This window comes from Hyphomicrobiales bacterium, assembly GCA_002869065.1.
Taxonomy (GTDB): domain Bacteria; phylum Pseudomonadota; class Alphaproteobacteria; order Rhizobiales; family Rhodobiaceae; genus Rhodobium.
Window position 1 is genome coordinate 304,997 of record PKTR01000004.1, and the last position, 21,679, is coordinate 326,675.

Genomic DNA, 21,679 nt, shown 5'->3' on the forward strand with positions numbered 1-21,679 from the left:
GCTCAACCTTCTTGGCCGGCGTCCTTTGCCGCACGTTCCGTCTCAAGCCGGTGCAGCCGCGCCTCGTGGTCCTCGATATGCGCCTCGATGAGATCGTTGGAGCGTTTCAGCTCGCCGGCCAGATCGCCGAGCGCCTGCGCGAGATCGCCGCTGCCTGCAGCCGCATTCATGCGCTTCTGCTGCCGGCGGGCGAGCATGGCCGCGCCGATCAGCGCGGCGATCGCAATCACCATGGCAATGGTCAGTGTCGCGCCGAAACCGAGATCGGTCATTGCCCCTTCCCTTTGCAGCCGGCCACCGGCTCGGTTGCCGTTCTAGTCGTCATCCTCGGAGGGATCATAGGCGCTGGTATCGAATCCGAGAAGGTTCCAACTCTGCTTCATGTGCGGCGGCAGCGGCGCGGTAACGTCGATGGTCCCGCCTGACGGATGCGGCAGCACCAGACGGCGCGCATGCAGATGCAGCTTGTTCTGGATCCCGCCGGGCAGTTCCCAGTTTTCTGTGTTGAAGTATTTCGGGTCGCCGATGATCGGGTGGCGGATATGGGCGCAATGGGCGCGCAGCTGGTGCGTCCGCCCCGTAACAGGCTTCAGCGTCAGCCAGGCGATGTTCTGCCCGACCTGGTCGACGACGGAATAGTTCGAGACAGCGTGGCTCGCGCCGTCCTCGCCGTGATGCGCGACGCGCATGCGCTCGTTTTCTTCCTCGCGCGCGAGATAGGTCGAGATGCGCCCCTGCTTCGGCTTCGGCACACCCTGCACCAGCGCCCAGTAGATCTTGCGCGTGGTACGCGCGCGGAAGCTCTTGGCCAGCGCCTGTGCGGCCTTGCGCGTCTTGGCGATCAAGAGGACCCCCGATGTATCCCGGTCGAGCCGGTGCACAAGGCGCGGTTTCTGTCCGTCCTTGCTGCGCATCGAATCGAGCATGCCGTCGACATGGCGCGTCAGCCCCGATCCGCCCTGAACGGCGAGCCCGGCGGGCTTGTTGAGGACCATCACCGCATCGTCCTCGTAGAGGATCATCGCTTCAAGCGCCGCGCGATCGCCATTGCCGCCGGCAAGCGGAGATTTCGGTTTCACCGGCTTGTCGGCGTCACTGCCGACGGTCGGGGGAATGCGCACTGATTGTCCGGCGGCAAGCCGCGTGTCGGTCTTAGCCCGCCCGCCATCGACGCGGACCTGGCCGGAGCGCAGCAATTTTTGAAGCTGCACGAAGCTCAGCCCCGGAAACCGGCTTTTGAACCACCGGTCGAGACGCATGCCCGCTTCGTCGCGGGTGACTTCGAGTGTTTGTACGCTGCTCATTCCGTCAGCCGGGGTTCCCGGCCCTCTCCTGCAATGCCCGGCGCCGCCGGATCCCCGTGTCCTGCCTCAGATGAGAACGCTGCGCGCCAGCGACAACCCGGCGAACAATCCGCCGATCGCGCCGATCACCGACACGCCGATATAGAGCGCCGCCAGCGCCATGTCGCCGCGCTCGATCATCACCGCGGTATCGAGCGAGAACGCCGAAAACGTCGTGAAGCCGCCGAGAAAGCCCGTCGCGATCAAAAGGCGCAGATCCGCCGAAGCATTCAGCTTCAACGCCAGAAACTCGACGAACAGCCCCATCGCGAACGAGCCGACGATGTTGACCGTCAGCGTACCCCAGGGAAAGCCCGCGCCGATGAGTTTCAGCGTCGCCATGTTGACCAGATGGCGGCAGGCCGCTCCGACCCCGCCACCGACGGCGACCAGCAAGAGGTGCTTCATGGGAATTCCGAGTTTGAACGCGTTCCCGACACCTATAGCCAATTTTCACGGCAAAAGGCGCGCGAAAACCGGCAAACAAAGCCTTTTTCGGTGAAAAACGCTGTGCACCCGTCGCTCAGAACGCGCCGGTCTGCTTCATCCGGATCAGCTTGAGAACGAGCAGGACGAACGGCCATGTATGCCAGAACAGATCGAAGATATCGAGCGGCCGCTTCAGCTGCCCATGCATCAACATGCGAACCTTTTCAACGATATGCGGCTCGGGAAAGAACGGCGCAAAACCGAGAAGAACGGTTATCAACAGCACCATAGAAAGAGAAATACCGTCGAGATACTGCATGTCCGAGGTCCCGGGTCGTCTGGTTCGCGAGAATGTCTATGGCGCGCTTATATATTAGAGAGTCTTAAAATACCAGTACCCAAAACGACTAGCCGCGTTGCGCCCGCAGCCGCGCCCAATAGTCGAGGCGTTTCTTGATCTCCCGCTCGAACCCGCGGTCGACCGGATCGTAGAACGTCTGCCGTCCCAGCGCGTCCGGAAAGTAGTTCTGGCCGGAAAAGGCATCGGGCTCGTCGTGGTCGTAGCGATAGCCGTCGCCATAGCCTTCCGACTTCATCAGCTTGGTCGGCGCGTTGAGGATGACCTTCGGCGGCATCGGCGAGCCGGTTTCCTTGGCAAGTCGCATCGCGCCCTTGAACGCCGAATAAAGCGCGTTCGACTTCGGCGCCGTGGCGACATAGACAACTGCCTGCGCGAGCGCCAGTTCGCCTTCCGGGGGCCCAAGAAAATCGAACGCCTCCTTCGCCGCATTGGCGATCACCAACGCCTGCGGATCGGCCATGCCGATATCCTCGACCGCGGCCCGCACCACACGGCGCGCGATGTAGAGCGGATTTTCGCCCGCCACCAGCATGCGCGCGAGATAGTAGAGCGCGGCATCTGGATCGGACCCGCGCAGACTCTTGTGCAGGGCCGAAATCAGATTGTAGTGGCCGTCGTCGCCCTTGTCGTAGATCGGAGCACGCCGCTGCACGATCTCGCCAAGCGCGGCGCGGTCAAACACTTCGCCCTCCTGCGCCGCCCGCCAGACGTCCTCGGCAAGAGTGAGCACGGCGCGTCCGTCGCCGTCGGCCATGGAGACCAGCGCCTGCCGGGCGTCGTCGTCAAGCGGCAGCGGCGCACCCTGGCTCTCTTCGGCACGCGCGAGCAGCGTTGAAAGCGCCGCCTCATCGAGCGATTTGAAGACCATCACATGCGCCCGCGACAGCAGCGCCGCGTTGAGTTCAAACGACGGGTTCTCCGTCGTCGCCCCGACCAGCGTGACCGTGCCGTCTTCCGTCACCGGCAGGAACGCATCCTGCTGTGCCTTGTTGAAACGGTGGATCTCGTCGACAAACAGCAGCGTCCCTTGGCCCGTCGAACGCCGCGCGCGCGCCTCCGCGAACAGCTTCTTGAGATCCGCCACGCCGGAAAAGATCGCCGACGCCTGCTCGAAATGCAGATCGGTCTCGTCGGCAAGAAGCCGCGCGACGGTGGTCTTGCCGGTGCCGGGCGGCCCCCAGAACACGAGCGAGCCGACCCGGCCGGTCGCCAGCATGCGTGTCAGCGTGCCCTGCGGTCCGGTCAGATGCTCCTGCCCGACGACTTCGGCGAGCTTGTGCGGCCGCAGCCGATCCGCCAGCGGCCGCGGCGCGGTGTCGTCCAGCCCGGCGGCCGCGAACAGATCGCTCATCGTTTCCTAGCCCCGAAATGCCATGCGCACCTTGCGCCCGTTGCGGTCGAGCGTGAAGCGCCAGAGCCGCGGCTCGGAATTGGCGATGTCGGCGAGCGCAGCGGTGGAGTCGATCGCACGGCCGTTGATTTCCTCGACGATATCGCCCGGCCGGATGCCGACCCGGTTGGCGGGCGAGCCACGCGCCACCTTGACCACCACAACACCCGAAACCTGCCCATCAACGTGCAGCTGCTCGGCAAGTCGCGGCGAGAGATTGACCGCCGTCACCCCGGCAAAGGGCGAGTAACCGCGCAGCGTGATTTCCTCCGGCGGCACGGTTTCCGGCGCGGCCCGCAGGGGCACCTTGACGTCGCGCCCGCGCCCGTCGCGCAGGATTCCGAGTTTGGCTGTACCCTGCAGACCCTTGGTGACGAAGTGATAGCCGAAGGTGTCGGGATCATCGATGGTTACCCCGTCGACAGTGACTATGAGATCGCCAACCAGCAGCCCCGCTTCGGCGGCCGGGCTCCCGTCGATGACGCGCGTGACGAGAACACCGCGCGGCCGGTTGAGGCCGAGGCTTTCCGCGATATCGGAACTGACCGCCTGCAGCGACGCGCCAAGCCACGGTCGGGCGACGGTGTCGCCACCCGAAAGCCCCGCATTGATGACGATCCGCGCCATGTTGGAGGGGATGGCGAAGCCGATGCCGTTCGACCCGCCCGAGCGCGAATAGATCGCCGTGTTGATACCAACCAGCTTGCCGGTCATGTCTACCAGCGCGCCGCCCGAATTGCCCGGATTGATCGCGGCGTCGGTCTGGATGAAGAACTGGTAGTCCGTGACGCCGACGCGGGTGCGCGCAAGCGCCGACACGATGCCCTGCGTGACGGTCTGGCCGACACCGAACGGATTGCCGATCGCCAGCACCACATCGCCAACTTCGAGATCGTCGGAATTCGAGACCTCGACAAAGGGGAACTTCTGCCGCCCTGCATCGAGGATACGCAGCACCGCAAGGTCGGTGCGTTCGTCCTTCAGCACGATTTCGCAATCGAACTCGCGCTTGTCGGCGAGCGAAACGCGCACCGTATCCGCATCCTTGATGACGTGATGATTGGTCACGATGACGCCGTCTTCCGACACGATGACGCCGGAGCCGAGCGACTTCTGCATCCGCTTGCGCGGCTTGTCGAAACCCGGCTCATCGAAGAAATGGCGGAAGAACGGATCATCGAAGAACGGAGAAACCCGCCGCTGCTGCACCAGCCGGGTGGCATAGACGTTGACGACGGCCGGGGCGGTCTTCCTGACAACCGGCGCAAAGGAAAGTCGCATCTGCGCAGCCGACTGCGGCACGACGCGCTCCTCCGCCCGTGCGCCCTCGCCTGGCGACGCGAAGATCGCAAAGCCGATCACCAATACGCCCAGGATCGTCCCGAAGGATGCCGCTCGCTTCATCATCATGTCCTTGATCGATAGTCGACGTCGCCCCACCAACTGGTTTAACGCCGATCCAGCTTGGTCGCCAGTATGACAGACGACTCCGCCCGCTTGACACCCTCGACCCCGACGATGTGGTCGAGAACCATGTCGAGATCGCCGGTCGTGTGCGCGGCCGCCACCACCGCAAGGTCGAACCGGCCGCTGACCGTGTACACCGTCTCCACTTCGGGAATCTCGCACAGCGCCTTGATCGTGCGGGCGATGGTCCGCTGTTCGGCTTCGAGAAGAACCAGCGCGCTGACGCCCGGCCGCTTGTCTTCGGCAAGCCGAACGTCATAGCCGAGGATAACGCCGCTTTCCTCCAGCCGGCGCAGACGGTCCTGCACCGTTGAGCGCGACAGCCCCAGCTTGCGGGCCAGTGCGGCGACCGACTCGCGCGCGTTGACGCGCAAAAGCGCCAGCAGGTCTTCATCCCGTTGCGTTGGTTTGGCCATTATGTCGCACCCGTCATTTCGCCGACTCTACCATCATATTACCGATCTTTCGGCAAAAAGCCGACGATGCAGCGTCTATCAACCGTCCGAAAATTCCAACATTTTCGAACTCTGTTTTTTGAATCGGAGCACGAACATGATGGGAAAAAGCGGCAGCGCGAAGACCGTGACGCCATTTGACGGCCGGAAATCCGGTAGCGAAACCGCCGCACTGGCAGCGACATATACCGATATCGGCGCGCTGATCGCCGACCGCTGCCCGGACGAACCGCTGTTCTGTTTCAGCCGCCGTTTTGCCGAACAAAGTGCGCGCCGCTTCCGCGCCGGTTTCCCCGGCCTCGTCACCTATGCGGTGAAGGCGAATCCCGCGCGCGAAGTGCTGCATGCCTTCGTCGATGCCGGCATCACCACCTTCGATGTCGCCTCGCCGGGCGAGATGGCGCTGGTCCGCTCGATCTGCCCGACGGCCACGCTCCACTACAACAACCCGATCCGCTCCGACGCCGAAATCCATCGCGCCATCACCGAGTTCGGCGTCCGCCATTTAGTTGTCGACGACCTCGCCGGGCTGGAACGAATCGCCGCGCAGATCGCCGACCCCGGCGGCATCGAAATCTCCGTGCGCCTGCGCCCGGTACGCAACATGGCCATGCACGATTTCCGCTCGAAGTTCGGCGCCGAACCCGACGACGCAAAGGCCCTGCTTGGCGCGGTTGCCGCTAAAGGCTTCCGCACAGCGTTGACCTTCCACCCCGGATCGCAGTGCACCGACCCGGCCGCCTTCGTCGGCCTCATATTCGATGCGGCCGGCGTTGCCCACGCGGCCGGCGTCACCCCGGACACACTGAATGTCGGCGGCGGCTTTCCCGCGCGCTACACCGACACTGAAGCCCCCCTGCTCGACCGCTATTTCGCCGACATCCGGCACGCCTTCGCCCGTACCTTCGACGCTGACAAGACTCGCCTCGTCTGCGAGCCCGGTCGCGCGCTGGCCGCCCCCGCGATGGCGTTGCTCACCCGCGTCAAGCATGTGCGCGAAAACGGCGACGTATTCCTCAACGACGGCATTTACGGCGGGCTGATGGAATTCATGACCGCGCCGTTGAAAGTGCCGCTGCGCGCCTGGCGCGGTACCCGTCCGCTCGCCGGCACCACCGGCGACCGGCGCGTCTATGGACCGACATGCGATCCGCTCGACGTCCTGCCGATGCCGCTTGCCCTGCCCGAGAACATCGCCCCCGGCGACTGGCTCGAATTCGGCCTGGTCGGCGCCTACGGCATCAGCACCACCACCGGCTTCAACGGCTATGGTGGCCACGAGACGGTCGGCGTTGACAGGATCCTGTTTCCCGCCTGAACCGCGGCCGCTCTGCGCACCATCGCCTCCCCTTCTCGCGCATTGATCCTTGCCCGCAACCGGGCATAGGATCACGCGGGAAATTCATGGGGAGGCCGCAATGGGCTCGTATCTGAAGACGATATCCGCCGCACTGGCTGTTTCGCTCGTCGCGAGCGTACCTGCCGCCGCCTATTCGAAAAATGCCGTCAGGCTGATCAAGGAACAGATCAAGGAGGCCTGCGACGGCCGCTCCGGCAGGATGCTGGCAGAGGGCGTGTTTGAAACCGACCTGACCGGAAATGGCCGCACCGATCTGATCATCGACCACGGCGGCATCGAATGCACCGGCGAGATGACCCGCAGCGGTTTTTGCGGCGTGCGAGCCTGCTCCGTGCTGTTCTACGTGAACGATGGGCGCAAATTGAAAAAGGTCGACGAGGCGCTCAGCATCGGCGTCGAGGTCGACGATGAATCCCCGCCGAACATCAAGACGATGACACACGACTTCCGCGAATTCATCATCCGCTGGGACGGCAAGGCTTTCAAATAGCTGCCGCGGAAAAACGCTTTCACGAACGCAAAACGCCGCCGCCCCGGACAGCCCGGGACGGCGGCGAATTCATTTCCAGCGCAGGCTCGTCGGCGAAGCCGAACAGCCCGATTACGCGGCTTCTTCTTCGGCGACAGCTTCGGCAGTCGGACCCGAGTCGAGACCCTTGGCCTCCGGATCGCGATCGACGAACTCGATCACGGCCATCGGCGCGTTGTCGCCGTAGCGGAAGCCCGCCTTGAGAACGCGGATGTAACCGCCTTCACGTTCGGCGTAGCGCGGGCCGAGAACGTCGAACAGCTTCTTGACCATCGCTTCGTCGCGGGTCCGGCTGACCGCCTGACGGCGGGCATGCAGGTCGCCGCGCTTGGCGAGCGTCACGAGCTTCTCGACGATCGGACGCAGTTCCTTCGCCTTCGGCAGGGTGGTCACGATCTGCTCATGCTTGATCAGCGACGCGGCCATGTTGGCAAACATCGCCTTGCGATGGCTCGCGGTCCGATTGAGCTTGCGGCCTCGATTGGCGTGGCGCATGGCTCTGTTCCTCTTCTTCTTCTCCGGCGCCCCGTTCAGCGACCGGCCCAGTTACCCTCAATCCGCTAGACGTGCGGGATCAATAATGGTGATCCTCGTAACGCTTCGCGAGCTCTTCGATGTTCTCCGGCGGCCAGTTGGCGACTTCCATACCCAGATGGAGGCCCATCTGCGCCAGAACTTCCTTGATCTCATTCAGCGACTTGCGGCCGAAGTTCGGGGTGCGGAGCATTTCCGCCTCGGACTTCTGGATCAGGTCGCCGATATAGACGATGTTGTCGTTCTTCAGGCAGTTCGCCGAACGCACCGACAGTTCGAGCTCGTCCACCTTCTTGAGCAGCGCCGGGTTGAAGGCGAGCTCGGGAACCTGCTCTTCCTTCACTTCCTTGCTCGGCTCTTCGAAGTTGACGAAGATCGAGAGCTGATCCTGCAGGATCCGCGCCGCATAAGCGACCGCGTCTTCCGGCGAGATCGAGCCGTCCGTTTCCACCGTCAGCGTCAGCTTGTCGTAATCGAGAACCTGGCCCTCACGGGTGTTCTCGATACGATACGAAACCTTGCGAACCGGCGAATACAGCGAGTCGACGGGGATCAGGCCGACCGGCGCGTCTTCCGGCCGGTTGCGATCCGCGGTGACATAGCCCTTGCCGGTGTCGACCGTGAATTCCATGCGGATCTCGGCGCCATCGTCGAGAGTGCACAGCACCAGCTCGGGATTGAGCACCTCGATATCGCCGATCACCTGGATATCGCCGGCAACGACGGTGCCCGGACCCTGCTTGCGCAGCGTCATGCGCTTCGGGCCGTCACCGACCATCTTCAGCGCGACTTCCTTGACGTTGAGGATGATGTCCGTGACGTCTTCGCGAACGCCCGCGATCGACGAGAACTCGTGCAGAACGCCGTCAATCTGAACGGCCGTAACGGCCGCACCCTGCAGCGACGAAAGAAGGATCCGGCGCAGCGCATTGCCGAGCGTCAGACCAAAACCGCGTTCGAGCGGCTCGGCGACGATCGTCGCGGTCCGCTTCGGATCGAACCCCGGCTTAACGTCGAGCTTGTTGGGCTTGATCAATTCCTGCCAGTTTTTCTGGATGACCACGATCATACCCTTTCTGAACTATCGATGAGGCCCCACCGGTGCCGAACCAGACCCGCCGCGGTCGATACGCACCGGCTCACGCCGTGAGCGGGAGTCCCTGAACCCCCGCGACCCAAAACCGTTAGACGCGGCGACGCTTGCGCGGCCGGCAGCCATTGTGCGGGATCGGCGTGACGTCACGGATCGACGTGATCGTGAAGCCAGCGGCCTGCAGCGCCCGCAGCGCCGACTCACGACCCGAACCCGGGCCGCGCACTTCGACCTCAAGGGTCTTCATGCCGTGTTCCATCGCCTTCTTGGCGGCGCTTTCGGCAGCAAGCTGGGCAGCATACGGGGTCGACTTGCGCGAGCCCTTGAAACCCATTCCACCGGCCGTCGCCCAGGAAATCGCATTGCCCTGCGCGTCGGTGATGGTGATCATGGTGTTGTTGAACGTCGAGCTCACATGGGCCACGCCCGATGTGATGTTCTTACGTTCGCGTCGGCGAATACGCTGCGCGTCCTTAGCCATATTTCAATGTACTCCGATCTCTACACCGCCGTAGTTCCAGCGGCTCCACCGAAAGGAAAACCCTTCGAATTACTTCTTCTTGCCGGCAATCGGCTTGGCCGGGCCCTTGCGGGTCCGCGCGTTGGTGTGGGTCCGCTGACCGCGCACCGGCAGGCTGCGACGATGGCGCAGACCGCGATAGCAGCCGAGATCCATCAGCCGCTTGATGTTCATGGCAACTTCACGACGAAGGTCGCCTTCCACGATGAAATCACGATCGATCACTTCGCGGATCTGTAGAACCTCGGAGTCGGACAGCTCATTGACCCGGCGCTGCGGCTCAATGTTGACCTTTTCGATGATTTCCTGCGCCTTCTTCGGACCGATGCCGTGAATGTACTGCAGAGCAATCACCGCCCGCTTGTTCGTCGGAATATTGACGCCAGCTATACGAGCCACTCTCGTCTCTCCTCTCGCGGGCTCCCCTTCGCAGGGCTGCCCCTAATTTCCCGTGTCGCGAGACCAAACACAAATCGATCGGCCCGGGCACAACTGTTCCCGGCGCCGACCGCTTCTTTGTCGCGAATTCGTGCCGGTTCATACCGGATTCACGAGGGCCGCGTCAACAGCTTCCTCGCGAACCGTTAATCCTTCGCCGCCTCGAGAATCGCGGCGACCTCCGTGGCGACGGTCGCCGGGTCCTGGCTGCCGTCGATTGTCCGCAGCACACCCTTTTCCCGGTAGAAGCCGATCAGCGGCTGGGTCTGGGCGTGGTAGACGTCGAGTCGCTTCTTCAGCGTCTCGGCATTGTCGTCGGCACGAGCACCACCGGTTTCCTTCGCGCGTTTCTCGATCCGGCTCAGCAGGATCTCGTCGGCAACGTCGAGAAGGACAACCGCGTCCAGCTTCAGGCCACGATCTTCGAGCAGATGATCGAAGGATTCGGCCTGATTGATCGTCCGCGGAAACCCATCAAGGATGAATCCGTTGGCACAATCCGGCTCGGCGATCCGATCGGCGACGATTCCCACCACAATCGAGTCGGGAACCAGTTCGCCGCGGTCCATTACCTCCTTGGCACGCAGTCCGATCTGCGTGCCTTCGGCGCCGGCCTTGCGCAGCATCTCACCCGTCGACAACTGGATAATTCCGAATTTCTCGACGAGGCGTACTGCCTGGGTTCCTTTGCCACTCCCCGGAGGTCCGAGAAGAATTATGTTCATCTACGTCTCCCTCGCAGCTTCGCCTTCTTGACGAGCCCTTCATACTGATGCGCCAGCAAATGCCCCTGGACCTGCGACACCGTGTCCATGGTAACGCTTACGACGATCAGCAGGGAAGTGCCGCCGAAATAGAAGGGAACGCCCGTCGCCGAAATGAGGAACTCCGGCAACAAACAGACAGCTACGAGGTATATGGCACCGATAACGGTGATCCGAGTCAGCACATAGTCGATATATTGTGCAGTGCGTTCACCCGGGCGGATACCCGGAATGAAGCCGCCATGCTTCTTCAGATTGTCTGCGGTATCCGTCGGATTGAAGACAATCGCGGTGTAGAAGAAGGCGAAGAACAGGATAAGGCCCGCGTAGAACGCCAGGAACAGCGGCTGACCGCGGCCGAGCAGCGACGTGATCGTCACCATCCAGTCGGGCCCCTGCCCCTGCGAGAAATTCGCGACGGTTGCCGGAATCAGCAGCAGCGACGAGGCGAAGATCGGTGGAATCACGCCGGCCGTATTGAGTTTCAACGGCAGATGGGAGGACTGGCCTTCCATCATCTTGTTACCGACCTGACGCTTCGGATACTGGATCAGAAGCCGGCGCTGCGCCCGCTCAACGAACACGATGAACGCGATGACAGCGACCGAAAGAATGAGAATCGCCAGGATGATCACCGTTGACAGCGCACCCTGACGGCCGAGTTCAAGCGTACCGGCAAGCGCGCCCGGCAGACCGGCCACGATGCCCGAGAAGATGATCAGAGAAATGCCGTTGCCGATGCCGCGCGAGGTGATCTGCTCGCCGAGCCACATCAGGAACATGGTGCCGCCGGTCAACGTAATGACCGTCGAAACGCGGAAGAACCAGCCCGGATCGGCCACGATCTGCCCTGCGCCCTCCAGACCGACCGCAATGCCATACGCCTGGAAAACCGACAGAACGACCGTACCGTAGCGGGTGTACTGGTTGATAGTCTTGCGGCCCTGCTCGCCTTCCTTCTTCAACTGCTCGAGCGAGGGAACCACGCTGGTCAGCAGCTGAATGATGATCGAAGCCGAGATGTAGGGCATGATCCCGAGCGCAAAGATCGCCATACGGCCGACCGCGCCACCGGAGAACATGTTGACCATTCCGAGGATGCCGGACTGGTTGGCCTGGAACGCCTGCTGCAGCGCATCCGGGTTGATGCCCGGCAGCGGCAGGTAAGTACCCAGCCGATAGACAATCAGCGCACCCAGTGTGAACCAGATGCGCTTCTTGAGATCTTCCGCCTTGGCGAACGCGCCAAAGTTGATGTTCGCTGCAAGTTGCTCTGCCGCCGATGCCATGTCCGTCTCCGCTTAACGATGAAGCGATGGTCGTTGCACGGGTCCACCGCGGCCGAACGGTTACTCCGCCGATTCGACAGTGGCAACCGTAACCTTGCCGCCGGCCTTCTCGACCGCATCGATGGCCGCCTTGGAGGCCCCGGCGATTTCGAAGGTCACCGCCGCCTTGATCTCGCCGTCGGCGAGCAGGCGAACACCGTCCTTGAGGCGACGCACGACACCGGCAGCCTTGAGCGCCTCGGCCGTCACAACGGCCTTGGCATCGAGCTTGCCCGCATCGATCGCCTGCTGAACGCGGCCGATGCTGACCACGTTGAAGGACTTGGCGAAAATGTTGTTGAAACCGCGCTTCGGCAGGCGACGATGCAACGGCATCTGGCCGCCCTCGAAGCCCTTGATGGCCACACCGGTACGGGACTTCTGGCCCTTGACGCCGCGTCCGCCGGTCTTGCCCTTGCCCGAGCCGTAGCCGCGGCCGATGCGCTTGCCGGTCTTGGCCGCGCCTTCGTTGTCTCTCAGATCGTTGAGCTTCATCGTTCTAATCCTGCCTGCCTGCGGCGATTATTCCACGACCCGCACCAGGTGCTGCACCTTGGCGATCATGCCGCGCACCTCGGGCGTATCGACCAGCGTACGCCGGCGATGCATCTTGTTCAGACCAAGGCCGACGAGGGTCGCGCGCTGGTCCTTCGGACGGCGGATCGGGCTGCCGATCTGCTCGACCGTAACGGTTTTCTTGTTCTCAGCCATTGGCTCGTTCCCCGATAAACTGGTGACGCCGAGTGTTCGGATCAACCCTCGACGGTGGTATCGACCAGGTCACGACGGCGAGCCTGCAAGGCCGAGACCTTGAGACCGCGACGCGCGGCCACCGAACGCGGGCTGTCCTCGTTGGCGAGGGCATCGAAGGTGGCGCGGACCATGTTGTACGGGTTGGAGGTGCCGAGCGACTTCGCCACGACGTCCTGCATACCCAGCGTTTCGAAGACGGCACGCATCGGACCGCCGGCGATGATGCCGGTGCCCGGAGGGGCGGCGCGCAGGATCACGCGACCGGCGCCATGACGGCCCTCGACGTCGTGATGCAGCGTACGGCCTTCGCGCAGCGGAACACGGATCATCGTCCGCTTGGCGGCTTCCGTCGCCTTGCGGATCGCTTCCGGCACTTCACGCGCCTTACCGTGACCGAAACCGACACGGCCCTTCTGGTCGCCGACGACGACGAGTGCGGCAAAGCCGAAACGCCGACCGCCCTTCACCACCTTGGCCACACGGTTGATGTGAACGAGCTTGTCAACGAATTCGCTATCGCGATCGTCGCGGCTGTCCCGATTGTCCTGTCTTGCCATCGAATTCTTCCGTCGTTCTGATCGGCTATGCCGAAACCCTAGAAGTCCAGGCCGGCTTCACGCGCGGCGTCGGCGAGCGCCTTGATGCGGCCATGGTAGATGCGGCCACCGCGGTCGAAAACGACCTGCTTGACACCGGCTTCCCCTGCCCGCTCGGCAACCAGCTTGCCAACCGCCGCAGCCGCGGCACTGTCGGCGCCGGTCTTCAGCGATTCCCGCAGGCTCTTTTCGAGCGTCGAGGCGGACGCAATGGTGCGCCCCGCAACGTCGTCGATGACCTGCGCATAGATGTTCTTGGAAGACCGGTGAACACTCAGGCGAACCCGACCGTTTCCGACCTTTACCAGTTTGCGCCGAACGCGATCGCGGCGCCGAGAGAATTTGTTATTGGCCATGATCCGCACCCGTTACTTCTTCTTGCCTTCCTTACGGACGATGTATTCGCCCGCATAGCGAACGCCCTTGCCCTTGTAGGGCTCCGGCGGACGGAACTTGCGGATCTCGGCCGCAACCTGTCCAACACGCTGCTTGTCGATACCCGTGACCGAGATCTCCGTCGGCTTGGCGCAGGCGATCTGGATGCCTTCCGGGATCGGATAGAGCACATCGTGGCTGAAACCGAGCGCGAGCTGCAGGTTCTTGCCCTGGACGGCGGCGCGGTAACCGACACCGGTGATCTCCAGGTTCTTGGTGAACCCTTCCGACACGCCGGTCAGGATATTCGCGATCATCGTCCGCGACATGCCCCACATAGCGCGGGACTTCTGATCTTCGGCGTCGCGCGGCTGCACGGCAATGCCGTCGTCGCCCATCTCGACCGAGCAGAGGTCGCTCACGGCGAAGGACAATTCGCCCTTCGGACCCTTCACGGACACCATCTGCCCGTCGATATTCGCAGTGACCCCGCCGGGAACCGCTACCGGTTTCTTGCCAATACGAGACATTGTTCTCAACCTGTCCGTTCTTCAGCCGTCGAGTGTGCGCCATGCATCAGAAGATGCGGCACAAAACCTCGCCGCCGACATTCTGTTCCCGCGCTTCGTGGTCGGCCATGACGCCCTTCGGGGTCGACAGGATCGACACGCCGAGGCCGTTGGAGACCCGCGGAATATTCTTCACCGAGGCATAAACCCGACGACCAGGCTTCGAAACACGTTCGATTTCCCGGATCACCGGCTCACCGTCGAAATACTTGAGCTCGATCTCAAGCTCAGACCGGCCACTGCCGTAATCGACTTCAGAGTAGCCGCGAATGTAGCCTTCGGACTGGAGCACATCCAGCACCCGAACCCGAAGGCGTGACGAGGGCGAAACAACCTTGGAATGCTTGCGCATCTGCGCGTTGCGAATCCGGGTCAGCATATCGCCCAACGGATCGGTCATCACCATAGCGCCGATCTCCTTACCAGCTCGACTTAACCATACCCGGGATGAGGCCATGCCCCCCGAGCTCGCGCAGTGCGACACGCGACATCTTCAGCTTGCGATAGAAACCACGCGGACGTCCGCTGACTTCACACCGGTTGCGGATGCGCGTCTTGGAAGAGTTGCGCGGCAACTCAGCCAGTTTCAGACGAGCTTTGAACCGCTCTTCCAGGGGAAGCGATTCATCCTTCGCCGCCGCCTTCAGCTCAGCGCGCTTGGCAGCGTACTTCGCCACCAGCTTCCGACGCCGCTCGTTCTTCTGGACTGCGCTTTTCTTCGCCATTGCTTTTTGCCTCGTCGCAAAAGTCTGTATCAGGCCCGGAACGGGAAATTGAACGCACGCAGCAGAGCCCGCGCTTCATCGTCCGTATTCGCCGTCGTGCAGACCACGATATCCATGCCCCAGATCTGATCGACCTTGTCGTAGTTGATCTCCGGGAACACGATATGTTCCTTGATTCCAAGCGCGTAGTTGCCGCGCCCGTCGAAACTCTTCGGGTTCAGGCCGCGGAAGTCGCGAACACGCGGCAGCGCGATCGTGACCAGGCGGTCAAGAAACTCGAACATACGCACCTTGCGCAGCGTGACCTTGGCGCCGATCGGCATCCCTTCGCGCAGCTTGAACGTCGCGATCGACGTACGTGCGCGGGTCACCACCGGCTTCTGGCCAGCGATCAGTTCCAGGTCGTTCGCAGCCGACTGGACCTTCTTTGAATCGTTGACGGCCTCACCGACACCGATGTTGAGAACGATCTTGTCGAGCTTCGGAACCTGCATCGGGTTCGCATAGCCGAACTCTTCGACCATCTTCTCACGGATAACGTCGTTGTAGACCTTCTTGAGCCGCGGCTCGTAAGCAACCTCAGCCATCGACCACTTCTCCCGAACGCTTGGCGAAACGAACCTTCCGCCCGTCGTTGAGTTCCTTGAAACCGATCCGGCTCGGCTTGCCGTCCTTGGGATCGGCGACCGCGAGATTGGAAAGGTGGATCGGGGCCTCCTTGGAGATGATCCCGCCTTCGGTCTGCGCGGTCTGACGCTGATGCCGGCGAACCATGTTCACGCCGCGAACGAGCGCGCGGTTCTCATCCGGAATCACCTTGATGACCTCTCCGGTGCGACCTTTGTCGCGACCGGCGAGAACGACGACGTTGTCGCCCTTTTTGATTTTCGCCGCCATCACAACACCTCCGGCGCAAGCGAAATGATCTTCATGTGCCGCTTGGCGCGCAACTCACGCGGCACGGGGCCGAAGATGCGCGTGCCGACCGGCTCGCTCTTGTTGTCCACAAGCACCGCGGCGTTGCGGTCGAAGCGAATGACGGAACCGTCCGGGCGGCGGATGTCCTTCGCGGTACGAACCACGACGGCCTTCATCACCTGTCCCTTTTTGACGCGCCCACGCGGCGTCGCTTCTTTCACGCTCACCACGATGACATCGCCGACGCTCGCATACTTGCGCTTGGAGCCACCGAGCACCTTGATGCACATGACACGACGCGCACCGGAGTTATCCGCGACGTCGAGGTTTGTTTGCATCTGAATCATGACTGGCCGCCTCGTCTTTTCGGACCACTCGCCTTACGGCCAGCGAGGATCCGGTGTCCCTGTTTTTTAGTCCGCAGCCGCACCGACCGGGCCGACAACGACCCAGCGTTTCGTCTTCGACATCGGACGGCTCTCTTCGATCAGCACCATATCGCCGACCTTGAACCGGTTTTCCGCATCGTGCGCATGGTACTTCTTGGACCGGCGCACGGTTTTCTTGAACAGCGGGTGCGTGAAACGACGTTCCACACGGATCACCACTGTCTTGTCGGCTTTGTCGCTAACCACGACGCCCTGCAATAGGCGCTTCGGCATCTCAATTCTCCGTTACGCGCTCTGAGCCACGCTCTTTTCGTTCAAAACAGTTTTGATCCGGGCGATATCGCGGCGCACCTGCCGGACTCGCGCGGTGTTCTCGAGCTGGCCCGTTGCCCGCTGAAAGCGCAGGTTGAACTGCTCCTTCTTCAGCTTTCCGAGTTCATCGGACAGCTGGTCAACGGACATCGCCTTGACGTCACTCGCCTTCATGGCTCTACCCTCGTATCTCTCTCGCCTATTCGGCGATGCGCTGCACGAACCGCGTACGGATCGGCAACTTGGCGGCACCCAGACGCAGCGCCTCGCGGGCGATCGGCTCGGCGACACCGTCGATTTCGAACACGATCCGGCCCGGCTTGACCCGTGCCGCCCAGTATTCCGGCGTGCCCTTACCCTTACCCATGCGGACTTCGGTCGGCTTCTTCGAAACCGGGACGTCCGGGAAGATGCGGATCCACACGCGGCCGGCACGCTTCATGTGCCGGGTAATCGCACGACGGGCAGCCTCGATCTGACGGGCCGTGATCCGTTCCGGCTCCATGGCCTTGAGGCCATAAGAGCCAAAGTTCAGGTCCGTACCGCCCTTGGCCACGCCGTGAATGCGGCCCTTGTGCTGCTTACGGAACTTGGTGCGCTTCGGTTGCAGCATTGTTCCTACTCTCGCTCGTCTTTTATCGTTTCAGCGGACGGACTTAGGCCGCGTCGCGACCACGCCGGCGATCACCACCGCCTGCACCGCCGCTTTCCTGACCTTCGGTCGCACGGCGCTCGGAAGCCATCGGATCATGCTCAAGGATTTCTCCCTTGAAGATCCAGACCTTCACGCCGCAGGTGCCGTACGCGGTGTGCGCCGTCGACATGCCGTAGTCGATATCCGCACGCAGCGTATGCAGCGGAACGCGACCTTCGCGGTACCATTCGGTGCGCGCGATTTCCGCACCGCCGAGACGGCCACCGCAGTTGATACGAATACCCTGGGCACCGAGCCGCATGGCCGACTGAACGGCCCGCTTCATTGCCCGGCGGAACGCCACACGGCGCTCGAGCTGCTGGGAGATCGAAGCGGCAACCAGGTTGGCGTCGATTTCAGGCTTGCGCACTTCAACGATGTTGAGGTGCACTTCCGACGACGTCATGGTGCTCAGCTTGCGGCGCAGGACCTCGATGTCCGCGCCCTTCTTGCCGATCACGATACCCGGACGCGCGGTGTGAATGGTCACACGGCACTTGCGATGCGGACGCTCGATGACGACCTTGGAAATGCCGGCCTGCTTCAGCTTCTTCTGCAGGAACGAACGGATCGCCATGTCTTCCTTGAGCAGCGAACCATATTCGCTCTTGTCCGCGTACCAACGCGAGTCCCAGGTCCGGTTGATGCCCAGCCGCAGGCCGATCGGGTTGACTTTCTGGCCCATCAGGCGGTCTCCTCGACTTCGCGCACAACAATCGTCAGGTTCGAAAACGGCTTCTGGATCCGGCCGATACGACCGCGAGCCCGAGGCTCCCACCGCTTCATCACCAGCGCCTTGCCAACGTGCGCTTCAGAAACCACCAGCGAGTCAACGTCGAGCTGGTGGTTGTTTTCCGCGTTCGCGATTGCCGATTCCAGCGTCTTGCGGACATCGGCGGCAATCCGTTTGCGCGAGAACGCCAGGTCGGACAGAGCCCGCTCGACCTTCTTGCCACGGATCATGGCTGCGACCAGATTGAGCTTCTGCGGGCTGACCCGCAGCATCCGGCAGACAGCGCGCGCTTCGTTATCAGCGAGTGCGCGCTCGCTTTTCGCCTTGCCCATCGCTACTTCCTCCGAGCCTTCTTGTCGGCGGCATGGCCGTAATAGGTCCGGGACGGAGCGAATTCGCCGAACTTGTGTCCGACCATGTCTTCCGAAACCAGAACCGGAATGTGCTTCTGACCGTTGTAAACGCCAAACGTCAGGCCGACGAACTGCGGCAGGATCGTTGAGCGACGGCTCCACATCTTGATAATTTCATTGCGACCCGACGCGCGAACCTTCTCAGCCTTCTTGAGGAGGTATCCGTCGACGAACGGACCTTTCCAGATCGAACGTGCCACGTGCCTACCCTCTCCTACTTCTTACGCGCATGCCGGCTGCGCACGATAAACTTGTCAGTCGACTTGTTCGAACGCGTACGCTTGCCCTTGGTCGGCTTGCCCCACGGCGTGACCGGATGACGGCCACCCGACGTGCGACCTTCACCACCGCCATGCGGATGATCGACCGGGTTCATGGCCACACCGCGCGTGACCGGACGAATACCAAGCCAGCGCTTGCGACCCGCCTTGCCAAGATTGATGTTGGCGTTGTCCGGATTGGACACCGCACCGACAGTGGCCATGCAGCCACCGAATACCCGACGCTGTTCACCCGAGTTCAGGCGAAGCGTGGTGTAACCCTGGTCGCGGCCGACGATCTGTGCATAAGCACCCGCGGCGCGCGCGATCTGGCCACCCTTGCCCGGCTTCATCTCCACATTGTGGATGATGGTGCCGACCGGGATCGACGACAGCGGCATCGCATTGCCCGGCTTGACGTCGACCGACTTGCCCGCAACCACCGTGTCGCCAACCGCGAGACGCTGCGGCGCCAGGATGTAGGACAGTTCGTCGTCCTGATAGCGGATGAGCGCGATGAACGCCGACCGGTTGGGGTCGTATTCGATCCGCTCGACCGTCGCCGGAACGTCGAACTTCAAACGCTTGAAGTCGATCTTGCGATAGGTCCGCTTGTGGCCGCCGCCCTTACGGAAAGCGGTAAGGCGACCCATGTTGTTGCGGCCGCCCGACTTGGTCAGGCCCTCGGTCAACGACTTGACCGGCTTGCCCTTCCACAGTCCCGAGCGATCGACCAGAACCAGCTGACGCTGGCCCGGCGTGTTCGGTTTAAACTTCTTCAGTGCCATCGGTACGCCTCGCCTTTATAGACCGGTCGTGACGTCGATCGAGTGACCTTCTTCGAGGGTCACGATCGCTTTTTTGACGTCCGACTGCCGTCCGAGGATACCCCGGAAACGCTTCACCTTGCCCTTGCGGACCTGGGTGTTGACGGCCTTCACCTTGACCCCGAACAGGGCCTCGACCGCCGCCCGGATGTCGGGCTTGGAAGCCGTCGACGCGACATTGAAGACAACCTTGTTCTCTTCCGACGCGTAGGTCGACTTTTCGGTGATCACCGGACTAACGATGATGTCGTAGTGCTTGAGGTTGGTCATTTGAACCGCTCCTCGAGAGCCGCCACGGCCGCCTTGGTCAGCACCAGCGTCTGGCGGCGCATGATGTCATACACATTGGCACCCTCGATCGGCAGCACATCCAGATCCGGGATGTTGCGCGCGGCGAGGCGGAAATTCGTATCGATTTCCGAGCCGTCGATGATCAGCGCGTTGCCGAGACCGATCTTGCCGAGCTTCTCGCGCAGATCCTTGGTCTTGGCTTCGCCGGCCTTGACTTCGTCAAGCACGATGATCGCATCGCCCTTCGCCTTGGCCGAAAGCGCCAGCTTCAGGCCGAGAGCACGGATCTTCTTGGGAAGATCATGCTCGTGGCTGCGAACCACCGGACCGAACGACTTGCCGCCGCCGATGAAGATCGGCGACTTGCGATCGCCGTGACGGGCACCGCCGCCACCCTTCTGCCGGCCGAACTTCTTGCCGGTGCGGGAGATCTCGTTACGGGTCTTCGACTTGTGCGTACCGGCGCGACGCTTGGCGAGCTGCCAGCGAACGACGCGGTGAATGATGTCGGTCCGCGGCTCGAGGCCGAAGATGTCATCGGCAAGCTCGATCGAACCGGCCTTACCGCCGTCAAGAGTTTTAACGTCGAGCTTCATTACTCAGCCTCCTGCTCCGCAACCGCCGGCTCGGCGCCGTCAGCCTTACGGAAACTGCCCGGCATCGGGGCACCCTCGGGCAGCGCCTTCTTGACGGCGTCGCGAATGAGGATCCAACCGCCCTTCGAACCCGGAACGGCGCCACGAACCATGATCAGGCCGCGCTCCACATCGGTGCGCACCACTTCCAGGTTCTGCGTGGTGACACGCTCCGAACCCATGTGGCCGGCCATCTTCTTACCCTTGAAGACCTTGCCGGGATCCTGGTTGTTACCGGTCGAACCGTGGCTGCGGTGCGAGACCGACACACCGTGGGAAGCCCGCAGGCCACCGAAGTTGTGCCGCTTCATCGCGCCCGCAAAACCCTTACCGATCGAGGTTCCGGTGACGTCGACATACTGTCCGACAACGAAGTGGTCGGCGGTGAACTCGGCACCGATATCGACCATGTTGTCGGGGCTAACCCGGAATTCGGCCAGCTTGCGCTTCGGCTCGACCTTGGCGACCGCGAAGTGGCCACGCATGGCCCGCGTCGTGTTCTTCGCCTTGGCTTTGCCGACGCCCAGCTGAAGCGCCGTATATCCGTTTTTCTCATCCGTGCGATGACCGACAACCTGACAGTTGTCCATCCGCAGCACGGTCACCGGGATATGCTCCCCCGCTTCCGTGTAGATGCGGGTCATCCCCAGTTTCTGAGCGATCACTCCTGCGCGCATCTGGCGTGCCCTTCCCGCTCTAAAGCCTACAACTTGATCTCGACGTCAACGCCGGCGGCGAGATCGAGTTTCATCAGAGCGTCGACCGTCTGCGGAGTCGGGTCGACGATGTCGAGAAGCCGCTTGTGAGTCCGAATTTCGAACTGCTCACGGCTCTTCTTGTCGATATGCGGCGACCGGTTGACCGTGAATTTTTCAATCCGCGTCGGCAGCGGAACCGGGCCACGCACCTGGGCACCCGTCCGCTTGGCCGTGCTCACGATCTCGCGGGTCGACGAATCCAAAACGCGGTGGTCGAACGCCTTAAGGCGGATCCGGATATTCTGACCGTTCATGTCCGATCCCTCGATCGGCAGGGTGTCGGCGCCCAATTGGGAGCGCCGTCCCGGCCTTAATCCAATTTACTCGATGATTTGAGCGACGACGCCGGCGCCGACGGTCCGACCGCCTTCGCGGATGGCGAAGCGAAGCTTCTCTTCCATCGCGATCGGCACGATCAGC

Annotated in this window: 35 protein-coding genes and 1 pseudogene; 2 read left to right on the forward strand and 34 right to left on the reverse strand. The window is 62.4% G+C overall.

The features are described from left to right. Positions 1-2: 2 nt before the first annotated feature. The 6 genes and pseudogenes from C0606_13875 to C0606_13900 form a co-directional block, all read right to left on the reverse strand. The gene (locus C0606_13875) at positions 3-272 is read right to left on the reverse strand and encodes a hypothetical protein (GenBank protein ID PLX36883.1); all 270 of its coding nucleotides are present in this window, start codon (positions 270-272) and stop codon (positions 3-5) included. 42 nt (positions 273-314) lie between these two features. After that, the gene (locus C0606_13880; GenBank protein PLX36884.1) at positions 315-1,304 is read right to left on the reverse strand and encodes an RluA family pseudouridine synthase; all 990 of its coding nucleotides are present in this window, start codon (positions 1,302-1,304) and stop codon (positions 315-317) included. A 66-nt stretch (positions 1,305-1,370) separates the two neighbouring features. Beyond that, positions 1,371-1,751 (reverse strand): fluoride efflux transporter CrcB, encoded by a 381-nt coding sequence (locus tag C0606_13885; GenBank protein PLX36885.1) that lies wholly within the window; start codon positions 1,749-1,751, stop codon positions 1,371-1,373. Positions 1,752-1,866: 115 nt separating this feature from the next. Beyond that, entirely contained in the window at positions 1,867-2,091 is a 225-nt protein-coding gene (locus C0606_13890; GenBank protein PLX36886.1) for an RND transporter, read from the reverse strand. 88 nt (positions 2,092-2,179) lie between these two features. Continuing rightward, a pseudogene (locus C0606_13895) lies at positions 2,180-4,927 on the reverse strand (hypothetical protein). Positions 4,928-4,971: 44 nt separating this feature from the next. Further along, the gene (locus tag C0606_13900) at positions 4,972-5,406 is read right to left on the reverse strand and encodes an AsnC family transcriptional regulator (GenBank protein ID PLX36887.1); all 435 of its coding nucleotides are present in this window, start codon (positions 5,404-5,406) and stop codon (positions 4,972-4,974) included. Between the two features lie 139 nt (positions 5,407-5,545). On the opposite strand from C0606_13900, the gene C0606_13905 reads away from it, so the two are divergent. Together C0606_13905 and C0606_13910 are read left to right on the forward strand one after the other, a co-directional pair. Continuing rightward, positions 5,546-6,763, forward strand: coding sequence for an ornithine decarboxylase (locus C0606_13905; protein PLX36888.1), 1,218 nt, complete (start codon positions 5,546-5,548; stop codon positions 6,761-6,763). A 100-nt stretch (positions 6,764-6,863) separates the two neighbouring features. Next, positions 6,864-7,295 (forward strand): hypothetical protein, encoded by a 432-nt coding sequence (locus C0606_13910; protein ID PLX36889.1) that lies wholly within the window; start codon positions 6,864-6,866, stop codon positions 7,293-7,295. 111 nt (positions 7,296-7,406) lie between these two features. Here C0606_13910 and C0606_13915 read toward each other — a convergent pair whose 3' ends face one another. The 28 genes from C0606_13915 to C0606_14050 all read right to left on the reverse strand — a co-directional run. Continuing rightward, positions 7,407-7,829 carry a 50S ribosomal protein L17 gene (locus tag C0606_13915; protein PLX36890.1) on the reverse strand — a complete coding sequence of 141 codons (423 nt, stop codon included), beginning with the start codon at positions 7,827-7,829 and terminating at the stop codon, positions 7,407-7,409. 79 nt (positions 7,830-7,908) lie between these two features. Then, positions 7,909-8,937 carry a DNA-directed RNA polymerase subunit alpha gene (locus C0606_13920; GenBank protein ID PLX36891.1) on the reverse strand — a complete coding sequence of 343 codons (1,029 nt, stop codon included), beginning with the start codon at positions 8,935-8,937 and terminating at the stop codon, positions 7,909-7,911. A gap of 115 nt (positions 8,938-9,052) precedes the next feature. Beyond that, a complete protein-coding gene (locus tag C0606_13925; GenBank protein ID PLX36892.1) occupies positions 9,053-9,442 on the reverse strand; it encodes a 30S ribosomal protein S11 in 390 nt (129 codons plus the stop codon). Between the two features lie 69 nt (positions 9,443-9,511). After that, positions 9,512-9,880, reverse strand: a complete 369-nt coding sequence (locus C0606_13930; GenBank protein ID PLX36893.1) for a 30S ribosomal protein S13 — start codon at positions 9,878-9,880, stop codon at positions 9,512-9,514. 185 nt (positions 9,881-10,065) lie between these two features. Then, positions 10,066-10,644 carry an adenylate kinase gene (locus C0606_13935; GenBank protein ID PLX36894.1) on the reverse strand — a complete coding sequence of 193 codons (579 nt, stop codon included), beginning with the start codon at positions 10,642-10,644 and terminating at the stop codon, positions 10,066-10,068. Next, positions 10,641-11,972: a preprotein translocase subunit SecY gene (locus C0606_13940; GenBank protein ID PLX36895.1), complete on the reverse strand. Its 1,332-nt coding sequence runs from the start codon at positions 11,970-11,972 to the stop codon at positions 10,641-10,643. The genes C0606_13935 and C0606_13940 overlap by 4 nt, the downstream gene beginning before the upstream one ends. A gap of 60 nt (positions 11,973-12,032) precedes the next feature. Next, complete coding sequence (locus C0606_13945; protein ID PLX36896.1) at positions 12,033-12,506, reverse strand: 50S ribosomal protein L15; 474 nt, start codon at positions 12,504-12,506, stop codon at positions 12,033-12,035. Between the two features lie 27 nt (positions 12,507-12,533). Then, a complete protein-coding gene (locus C0606_13950; GenBank protein PLX36897.1) occupies positions 12,534-12,722 on the reverse strand; it encodes a 50S ribosomal protein L30 in 189 nt (62 codons plus the stop codon). A gap of 41 nt (positions 12,723-12,763) precedes the next feature. Continuing rightward, a complete protein-coding gene (locus C0606_13955) occupies positions 12,764-13,321 on the reverse strand; it encodes a 30S ribosomal protein S5 (protein ID PLX36898.1) in 558 nt (185 codons plus the stop codon). Between the two features lie 38 nt (positions 13,322-13,359). Then, the gene (locus C0606_13960) at positions 13,360-13,716 is read right to left on the reverse strand and encodes a 50S ribosomal protein L18 (GenBank protein ID PLX36899.1); all 357 of its coding nucleotides are present in this window, start codon (positions 13,714-13,716) and stop codon (positions 13,360-13,362) included. Between the two features lie 12 nt (positions 13,717-13,728). After that, positions 13,729-14,265: a 50S ribosomal protein L6 gene (locus C0606_13965; GenBank protein ID PLX36900.1), complete on the reverse strand. Its 537-nt coding sequence runs from the start codon at positions 14,263-14,265 to the stop codon at positions 13,729-13,731. 46 nt (positions 14,266-14,311) lie between these two features. Then, positions 14,312-14,710 (reverse strand): 30S ribosomal protein S8, encoded by a 399-nt coding sequence (locus tag C0606_13970; GenBank protein ID PLX36901.1) that lies wholly within the window; start codon positions 14,708-14,710, stop codon positions 14,312-14,314. Positions 14,711-14,723: 13 nt separating this feature from the next. After that, positions 14,724-15,029, reverse strand: coding sequence for a 30S ribosomal protein S14 (locus tag C0606_13975; GenBank protein PLX36902.1), 306 nt, complete (start codon positions 15,027-15,029; stop codon positions 14,724-14,726). A 29-nt stretch (positions 15,030-15,058) separates the two neighbouring features. After that, a complete protein-coding gene (locus tag C0606_13980; protein ID PLX36903.1) occupies positions 15,059-15,616 on the reverse strand; it encodes a 50S ribosomal protein L5 in 558 nt (185 codons plus the stop codon). Further along, positions 15,609-15,926, reverse strand: coding sequence for a 50S ribosomal protein L24 (locus C0606_13985; GenBank protein PLX36904.1), 318 nt, complete (start codon positions 15,924-15,926; stop codon positions 15,609-15,611). Before C0606_13985 ends, C0606_13980 begins: the two co-directional genes overlap by 8 nt. Then, positions 15,926-16,294, reverse strand: a complete 369-nt coding sequence (locus C0606_13990; GenBank protein ID PLX36905.1) for a 50S ribosomal protein L14 — start codon at positions 16,292-16,294, stop codon at positions 15,926-15,928. The genes C0606_13985 and C0606_13990 overlap by 1 nt, the downstream gene beginning before the upstream one ends. Before the next feature lie 66 nt (positions 16,295-16,360). Beyond that, positions 16,361-16,609, reverse strand: coding sequence for a 30S ribosomal protein S17 (locus C0606_13995; protein ID PLX36906.1), 249 nt, complete (start codon positions 16,607-16,609; stop codon positions 16,361-16,363). Between the two features lie 12 nt (positions 16,610-16,621). Continuing rightward, positions 16,622-16,822, reverse strand: coding sequence for a 50S ribosomal protein L29 (locus tag C0606_14000; protein PLX36907.1), 201 nt, complete (start codon positions 16,820-16,822; stop codon positions 16,622-16,624). A gap of 25 nt (positions 16,823-16,847) precedes the next feature. Then, a complete protein-coding gene (locus tag C0606_14005) occupies positions 16,848-17,261 on the reverse strand; it encodes a 50S ribosomal protein L16 (protein ID PLX36908.1) in 414 nt (137 codons plus the stop codon). Positions 17,262-17,304: 43 nt separating this feature from the next. Beyond that, a complete protein-coding gene (locus C0606_14010; GenBank protein PLX36909.1) occupies positions 17,305-18,027 on the reverse strand; it encodes a 30S ribosomal protein S3 in 723 nt (240 codons plus the stop codon). Further along, positions 18,027-18,407 (reverse strand): 50S ribosomal protein L22, encoded by a 381-nt coding sequence (locus C0606_14015; GenBank protein PLX36910.1) that lies wholly within the window; start codon positions 18,405-18,407, stop codon positions 18,027-18,029. Before C0606_14015 ends, C0606_14010 begins: the two co-directional genes overlap by 1 nt. Positions 18,408-18,409: 2 nt before the next feature. After that, complete coding sequence (locus C0606_14020) at positions 18,410-18,688, reverse strand: 30S ribosomal protein S19 (GenBank protein PLX36911.1); 279 nt, start codon at positions 18,686-18,688, stop codon at positions 18,410-18,412. 14 nt (positions 18,689-18,702) lie between these two features. Beyond that, entirely contained in the window at positions 18,703-19,536 is an 834-nt protein-coding gene (locus C0606_14025; GenBank protein PLX36912.1) for a 50S ribosomal protein L2, read from the reverse strand. 15 nt (positions 19,537-19,551) lie between these two features. Beyond that, positions 19,552-19,845, reverse strand: a complete 294-nt coding sequence (locus C0606_14030) for a 50S ribosomal protein L23 (GenBank protein PLX36913.1) — start codon at positions 19,843-19,845, stop codon at positions 19,552-19,554. After that, entirely contained in the window at positions 19,842-20,462 is a 621-nt protein-coding gene (locus C0606_14035; GenBank protein ID PLX36914.1) for a 50S ribosomal protein L4, read from the reverse strand. Before C0606_14035 ends, C0606_14030 begins: the two co-directional genes overlap by 4 nt. Next, complete coding sequence (locus tag C0606_14040) at positions 20,462-21,178, reverse strand: 50S ribosomal protein L3 (GenBank protein PLX36915.1); 717 nt, start codon at positions 21,176-21,178, stop codon at positions 20,462-20,464. Before C0606_14040 ends, C0606_14035 begins: the two co-directional genes overlap by 1 nt. A gap of 26 nt (positions 21,179-21,204) precedes the next feature. Beyond that, entirely contained in the window at positions 21,205-21,513 is a 309-nt protein-coding gene (locus C0606_14045; GenBank protein PLX36947.1) for a 30S ribosomal protein S10, read from the reverse strand. Positions 21,514-21,579: 66 nt separating this feature from the next. Beyond that, on the reverse strand, positions 21,580-21,679 hold a 100-nt coding region (locus C0606_14050), incomplete at its 5' end, for a hypothetical protein (GenBank protein PLX36916.1).